Genomic DNA, 7,779 nt, shown 5'->3' on the forward strand with positions numbered 1-7,779 from the left:
TGTTCGCGCGTGGCTGCCAGTGAGCGTCCACCGAAAAATGAAGAGGTTCTTATGAGTACTCCCGAAGGTCAAAAGCGAATCGTCGTCACGGGTGTCGGCATTGTCGGCCCCCTGGGCTGCGGTGTAGAAGAGGTATGGCAGCGGTTGCTGGCCGGCCGCTCCGGCATTCGTATCCTGCCTGGCGATATCACCGAGGGTACCGGTGTGGCCGTGGGCGGTCAGGTGCCGTCGTTGGAGGAAGACGCCAGCGCGGGTTACGACCCCGAACGCGTCATCCCGGTCAAGGATCGCAAGAAAATGGATCGCTTCATCGAGTTTGCGCTGGTGGCCGCCCATGAGGCCCTGGAGCAGGCGGGCTGGCATCCGACTGAAGCCGTCGACCAGGAGCGGAGCGCGACGATCATTTCATCGGGCGTGGGTGGGTTTGGCGCCATTGCCGATGCCGTACGCACCACCGACTCGCGGGGGCCGCGTCGGCTGTCACCGTTCTCTGCACCGGCGTTTCTCGCCAACATGGCGGCCGGCCACGTGTCCATCCGGCATGGCCTCAAAGGCCCGCTCGGCGCACCGGTAACCGCCTGTGCCGCCGGCGTCCAGGCCATCGGCGATGCGGCCCGGCTGATCCGGAGCGGGGAGGCGGACATTGCCATTTGTGGCGGTACCGAGGCGGCGATCGATCGCGTGACCCTGGGTTGTTTCGCGGCGGCCAGGGCGCTCTCCACCGGTTTTGCCGAACGCCCGCAGGAAGCGTCGCGCCCCTTCGACCGTGATCGCGACGGCTTTGTCATGGCCGAAGGCGCGGGGTTGTTGGTGATCGAGTCGCTGGAACACGCGTTGGCGCGTGGGGCCAAGCCCCTGGCGGAACTGGTCGGCTATGGCACCAGCGCCGATGCCTACCACCTGACGGCTGGCCCGGAAGACGGCAACGGCGCCCGCCGCGCAATGGAACAGGCGCTGCGCCAGGCCGCTGTCAGCCCGGCCGACGTGCAGCATATCAATGCCCACGCGACCTCTACCCAGGTCGGCGACAGCGGGGAGCTGGCGGCGATTCGTTCGGTGTTCGGCACGGACTCCGGGGTGGCGATTACCTCGACTAAATCGGCTACCGGCCACCTGCTGGGCGCGGCCGGGGGCATTGAAGCGGTTTTCACGGTATTGGCGCTGCGTGACCAGATCGTGCCGCCGACCCTGAACCTGGTTAATCCTGACGAAGCCGCCGCTGGGCTTGATCTGGTTGGCCTGAAGGCCAGGAAGATGCCGATTACCCACGCGCTTTCCAATGGGTTCGGGTTCGGTGGCGTCAATGCCAGTGTGTTGTTTCGTCGTTGGGAGGCTGAGGCTTGAGCATTTGATCTGGTGTCGCCCGCCGCGAAGGGCCATCCCGCGCGGCGTATCACCCGTCACGCCAATTTCGATTTTTCCTTAAGAACTGCAAAACCGTGCCGATACAGCGCGGTAGATCCGATTGTGCGGGCGCTCCAGTGGTGTCCCGCCGAACGATATTCCAGGCGTTCGTGCGCCTGTGCCCTTGTGATTTTTCAGGTTTGACCAGAATCGGACCTCAGGTGATGAACCATGTCAGCCCACGCCAGGACCGAACTGGAAGGCGCCCTTGCCGTCTGCAAAGGTAGTTTTCTTGCCGTTGGTTTTTTCAGTTTTTTCGTCAACTTGCTGATGCTGGTTCCTTCGTTCTACATGCTGCAGGTGTATGACCGCGCGGTAGGCAGCGCCAGTCTGTCGACCCTGTTGATGCTGACGCTGATCATGTTGCTGTTGATGATCACCCTGGGTGGTTTGGAGTGGGTCCGTTCGCGAATCATGGTGCGGATCAGCACTCGCCTGGACACGCTGCTGAGCCAGCGTCTGTTCGACGCCAGTTTCAAGCAGGCGCTCAATACCAGTGGCATGAATGCCACGGCCCAGCCTTTGAGCGACTTGAATGGTTTGCGCCAGTTCCTGACAGGCAACGGCCTGTTTGCATTTTTTGACGCGCCGTGGATCCCGATCTACCTGGCTGTCATGTTCATGTTTCATCCCTGGTACGGCTGGATGGGGGTCGTGAGTGCAGCGTTGTTGGGCGCGCTGGCCTTTGCCAACGAAAAGCTTACCCACTCACCGCTGCAGGCCGCCAACCGCGAACAGGTGGCGGCCACCGCCTTCACCAACAAGAGCTTGCGCAACGCTGAAGTGGTGCAATCCATGGGCATGCTTGCCAGCCTGCGCCAGCACTGGAGCGGGCGAGCCCACAAGGTCCTTGCGCTGCAAAGCCTGGCCAGCGACCGCGCCGCAACCATGACATCGGTGTCCAGGACATTCCGGCAGATCGTCCAGTCGCTGGTGCTGGGCCTGGGCGCCTATCTGACGATCAATCACGAGATTTCGTCCGGGCTGATGATTGCCGGCTCGATTTTGCTAGGGCGCGCGCTGGCGCCCATCGATCAGTTGATCGGCGTATGGAAAGGCTTTCTGGGGGCCCGCTCGCAATATGCCCGGCTGCACGAATTGCTGCTCAAGATTGCCGCCGAGCCTGAACGCATGTCGCTACCGGCACCTGAGGGGGCGATTCGCGTCGAGGGCCTTTCGGCCGGATCCCCCGATGCTCGCAAGCCGATTATTCGCGGCGTGGGCTTTCAGGTCGCCGCGGGTGAAGCAGTGGGCATCATTGGTCCCAGTGGCGCTGGGAAGTCGACCCTGGCCAGGGCACTGCTCGGCGTCTGGCCAAGCCTGGCCGGCACCGTACGCCTGGATGGCGCGGACATCAGCCAATGGCGTAGGGAGGAGTTGGGCCCGTACATCGGCTATCTGCCGCAGGACATCGAGTTGTTCGAGGGCACCATCAGCCAGAACATTTCCCGCTTCGGCCCGGTGAACGCACCTGCCGTGGTCGCTGCCGCGCGCATGGCGGGTGTGCATGAGCTGGTGCTGCAATTGCCCGATGGCTACGACACGGTGATCGGTGCCAATGGCGGTGGATTGTCCGGCGGTCAGCGGCAACGTATCGGCCTGGCGCGCGCCTTGTACGGTGAGCCGCGCCTGGTGGTGCTCGATGAACCCAACTCCAACCTGGATGAGGCCGGCGAAAAAATGCTCGCCGAGGCGCTGCAAAAACTCAGGCAGAGCAGGGCCACGGTGTTTGTCATTACCCATCGACCTGGGGTATTGGCGCAGGTGGATAAATTGTTGGTGCTCAATCATGGCGAACTGAGTCTGTTCGGGCCGCGGGACCAGGTCCTGGCCCGCTTGCGCGATGCGACGCCCGCGGCCCGCCAGGCTGCCGCGATTCAACCGTAGGAAGCGGATGAGCGATTTCATGCAAAACAGCAAACACTCGTCCACCGCGTTGCTTGTCGATGACACGCCGGTAAGGCGCGTCGGCTACCTCATGCTGCTGGTCACCTTTGGCCTGTTCGGTGGCTGGGCTGCGTTGGCCCCGCTCGACAGCTCGGCACTCGCGCCGGGCGTGGTCACGGTCAAAAGCTACCGCAAGACGGTGCAGCACCTTGAGGGCGGCATCGTGCGCGAACTGCGCGTGCATGATGGTGACCTGGTCAAAACCGGCGATGTGTTGCTGGTGCTCGACAACACCCAGGCCCGTTCGGAAATGGAAACGACGCGCAGCCAGTTGATTGCCGCGCTTCAATTGCAGGCCCGGTTGGAGGCTGAGCGTGACGCATTGCCCGAGCCTCTGGCGGTGCCTGCCCTGGATCCCGCGGACCCACGGGTGCAAGAAGCCCGCGACAGTGAAGCCCGGATCTTCCAGACCCGACGGACCTCGTTGCTGGGCGAAATCGGCTTGCAAGAGAAGACCATCGGACAAATCGAAGAACAGATTCGCGGATTCAAGGCCATCATCGCCAGCAAGCAAGCGCTGGCGGCTTCCTATCAAGAAGAAATAGTCGATTTGCGGGCACTGCTTGCCGAAGGCTTCGTGGACAAACAGCGACTGCGCGAGCAGGAGCGCAGCCTCTCTCGCCTGCAAACCGAAATAGCTGAAAGCCAGTCCGAGATTGCGCAAGCGCATGTCCATATCGACGAGGCGAGATTGAAGATACTGCAGTTGAAAAAGACCTTCGCCAGTGAAGTCGCCGGCCTGTTGGGCGATGCACGGACCAAAGTGTACGAACTGCGCGAGCGACTGGCCACCCTGCGGGACCGCGATCAACGTACCGATATCCTCGCGCCCGAGTCCGGAATGGTCATGGGCATGACGGTCCATACCCTCGGCGCGGTGGTCAGCCCAGGCACTGCGCTACTGGACATCGTCCCGGCCAACGAAGAGCTGATCATCGAGGCGCAGGTGTCGCCGATGGACATCGACCGCATCGCGTTGGGCAAGCTGGCGGACATTCGCTTCAGCGCGTTCAAGAGCAGCACCACGCCTGTCATCGAGGGGCAGCTGGTGCAGATTTCCGCCGACCGTCTGATCAACAAGGACACAGGCACGGCTTATTACCTGGCACGCGTGGCCTTGACGGACAAAGGGCGCCAGACATTGGGCAACCTTACCCTGGTGCCGGGAATGCCGGTCGAAGTGCTGGTCAATACGGGCGCGCGGACGCTGTTGCAATACTTGATACAGCCGGCGAGCAATGTGTTCGCCCGTTCGTTGATCGAGGACTGAGATGAAGTTCCTGATCACGATGTGCCTGGCCCTCCTGCCGCTGGGAGCGCTCGCTGATGATACTTATGTCGACCTGTGGCAACTGCACCAGGAAGCGCAGGGGGCTGATCCGCGTGTCCTGCGGGCACAAGCCCTGGTTCGAAGCGGCGAGGGCAAGGAACGCGCGGCCTTTGGTCAACTATTGCCACAGCTCAACGCCAGCGGCAGTGTCAACCGCAGCCGGCGCGACGACGACCTGGACCGTATCCAGTACAACGGCAAACGCATGGCCGTGATGCTCAATCAGGTGATCTACGATCCCCAGGTCTGGCGCAGTTACCAGAAGTACCTTGAGTTGGCCCGGCAGAGTGGCTACGAGTCGGTCGATACGCGGGTGCAGGCCAGCATTGATTTGTCCGAGCGTTATTTCGCCGTTCTTGCTGCGGAGGACGAGTTGTCGCTGGTGCGCAGCGAGCTGGAGGCGACCGAGCGTAACCTCAAGCGAGTCAAGGCCTTGTACGCGCGGCAGATGGCGATGGTGACCGACACACTCGACCTTGAGGCGCGAGTGGATGCGCTCAAGGCTGACGAGATCGAAGCCAGCAACAAAGTCCTGGTCAGTCGTGAAGCGATTTCCGAACTGGTGGGGCGCGATGTCAGCGAGCGGTTCAAGCGCATCGGCGACAATCCAGCCTTCATCCTGCCAGCGCAAGCGCAGGACTACTGGGTGCAGACGGCGCTCGACAGCAACCCGGCGCTGCACGCCCGGGAGCACAGTGTCCTCGCCGCCGAGGCGGCCATCGCTGAAAACAAGGCAGGGCATCTTCCCCGGCTGGGCCTGAATTTGACGGCGCAACGCAGTGACATTGGCTATGAAGGCGCCGTGACGCCTCGCTCGGACAACCTCGTTGCCTCCCTGGATTTACAGATGCCGCTCTACAGCGGCGGTTCCACCCGTGCACGGGTATCGAGTTCCGAAAGTGACAAGGAAGCCGCCCAGCAGGAGCTGGAAGCCTTGCGTCGCCAGGTCATCAAGGAAACCCGCACTGCTTATCTCGGCATGACGGCCGAGCTCAGCCGGATCAAGGCTACACGGCGGGCGCTGGAGTCGGCTGAAAAGTCTCGGGTCGCCACGGAAAAAGCCTTCGGCTATGGCGTCAAGAATGCAGTCGATGTGCTGGACAGTATCAAGGACGAGTTTCGTGCGCGGCGTGATTTCTATCAGTCCCAATACAAGTTCGTGACCAGCTTGCTGGTGCTGCATCGCTGGAGCGGAAGATTGGGAGAAGGGGATATTCGCCGGGCCAATGAGTGGTTGGTTGCACCATCGTCATCGGATTCCGGCTCAAAAAGCAGTGGCTAAGTGATATCAATCCCCTTGTTTCTCATGCAAAATACCCACTATGTAGCGGCCGCATCCCAGGAAGGTCCGCAGCTAGCCCACAGGAAGCACAGATGCCCAGTCCATTAGGTTACTCATCCATTTCGTACGCAAAACTGACCGGCAACACACAGGTCAACAGTTTGCTTTACGGCACTTATTGGGCTGGAAATACGAGCACGGGAGTGTTCACCACGTCCTTGACGTACAGCTTCATGACCATGGGTTCGTATTTCGCCAGCAACTACAGCAGCGAAAATGAATATGAAGCCGGTTACGTCCTCTCGTCGGCACAGAAGAATGGCATCGTCAGTGCGCTAGGCACATGGAGTTCGGTTGCCAACATCAAATTCCAACAGGTGAGCGAGACGGCCAGCAACGTCGGTGACTTGCGATTTGGCGGTTACCTGTACATGGATGACGACACCGCTGCCTGGGGCTACTTTCCTGGTAATACCCCCAGCGCCGGTGATGTCTGGTTGGGGCCTGTCACGAACGACCCAGCGCCTGCCAAGGGCACCTACGATTACTTGGTGTTCATGCATGAGATCGGTCACGCCCTGGGCCTGAAACATCCGTTTTCCCCGAGCTCGTCGAACTCCACGGTGCTATCTGCACCGTTCGACGACGTCCGTTACACGATCATGAGTTACAACACCGCTTATTCCTATGAGCCAACCACGCCCATGTTGTTGGATATTGCTGCCATCCAGAGTCTCTATGGCGCAAACACCCAGTGGCAGACAGGTAACAACACCTACAGTTGGGCCGTCGGCCAATCGGTTTTCGAGACGATCTGGGACGCGGGCGGCAATGACACGATCGACGCCAGCAATCAGCTGGCAGCGGTGCGCATCAACCTGAATGAAGGCCAGTTCAGCAAGATCGGCCAAACCTTTCTGAAACTCGACACCCAGACGGCCTTCAATGAAGGATTGGCGATCGCCTACGGGGCCAAAATTGAAAACGCGGTCGGCTCGGCCAATGACGACACATTGATCGGCAATGCATTGGCCAACTTTCTGAACGGTCGTGCCGGCAAGGATACGATGATCGGTGGAGCGGGCAACGACACTTACATTGTCGATAATATCGGTGACAAGGTGCAGGAAAGCAGCACCTTGGCCAGCGAAATTGACACTGTCACCTCGTCCGTCAATTACACCCTGGGTGCCAACATCGAGATCCTGACGCTGAGCTCAACTGCCAATCTCAATGGCACGGGCAACACGTTGAACAACCGCATCAATGGCAACGCCGGCGCCAATACCCTGGATGGCGGCGGCGGTATCGATACCTTGGCTGGCGGTGCCGGTAACGACACTTACGTGGTCGACAACCTCCAGGATGTCGTCACCGAAACCAGTACCCTTGCCAGCGAAATCGACACCGTGCGTTCCTCGGTGAACTGGGCCCTGGGCGCCAACCTGGAAAACCTCACCCTGACCGGTTCCGCTCATCTCAATGGCACCGGCAACGCGCTGAACAATGTGCTGACCGGCAACGCCGGCAACAACGTGCTGAATGGTGGCGCCGGGCGGGACACCTTGATCGGTGGCGCGGGGAATGACACCTATGTGCTCGATCGGGCCGATGAATTGGTCCTGGTACAAGAGAGTGTCAATCAGGGCAGTGATGGCCTGATCGTCACTTACGCCGCCAGTTCGTCGAGCAGCGTCGTCAACCTGAACCTGAGCAATCTGCGCAACGTCGAAAACGTTGTCCTGAACGGCATCGGGGCGTTCACGGTGGTTGGCAACGAGCTGAATAACAGCCTGCTGGGCAACGCCTCCGTGAA

5 protein-coding genes are annotated in these 7,779 nt (G+C 60.7%); all 5 read left to right on the forward strand.

The genetic code is table 11. The features are described 5' to 3' along the window. Positions 1–51 precede the first annotated feature (51 nt). Positions 52–1,344 (forward strand): beta-ketoacyl-ACP synthase II, encoded by a 1,293-nt coding sequence (gene fabF, locus BLU76_RS20395; protein ID WP_092224082.1) that lies wholly within the window; start codon positions 52–54, stop codon positions 1,342–1,344. Between the two features lie 231 nt (positions 1,345–1,575). Continuing rightward, complete coding sequence (locus BLU76_RS20400) at positions 1,576–3,291, forward strand: type I secretion system permease/ATPase (RefSeq protein ID WP_092224084.1); 1,716 nt, start codon at positions 1,576–1,578, stop codon at positions 3,289–3,291. Positions 3,292–3,310: 19 nt separating this feature from the next. Further along, the gene (locus BLU76_RS20405; RefSeq protein ID WP_256572687.1) at positions 3,311–4,621 is read left to right on the forward strand and encodes an HlyD family type I secretion periplasmic adaptor subunit; all 1,311 of its coding nucleotides are present in this window, start codon (positions 3,311–3,313) and stop codon (positions 4,619–4,621) included. Position 4,622: 1 nt separating this feature from the next. Then, a complete protein-coding gene (locus tag BLU76_RS20410) occupies positions 4,623–5,963 on the forward strand; it encodes a TolC family protein (protein ID WP_092224086.1) in 1,341 nt (446 codons plus the stop codon). 92 nt (positions 5,964–6,055) lie between these two features. Next, on the forward strand, positions 6,056–7,779 hold a 1,724-nt coding region (locus BLU76_RS20415; RefSeq protein WP_139211635.1), incomplete at its 3' end, for a M10 family metallopeptidase.

The organism is Pseudomonas sp. NFACC08-1, from assembly GCF_900106735.1.
Lineage (GTDB): Bacteria > Pseudomonadota > Gammaproteobacteria > Pseudomonadales > Pseudomonadaceae > Aquipseudomonas > Aquipseudomonas fluorescens_Q.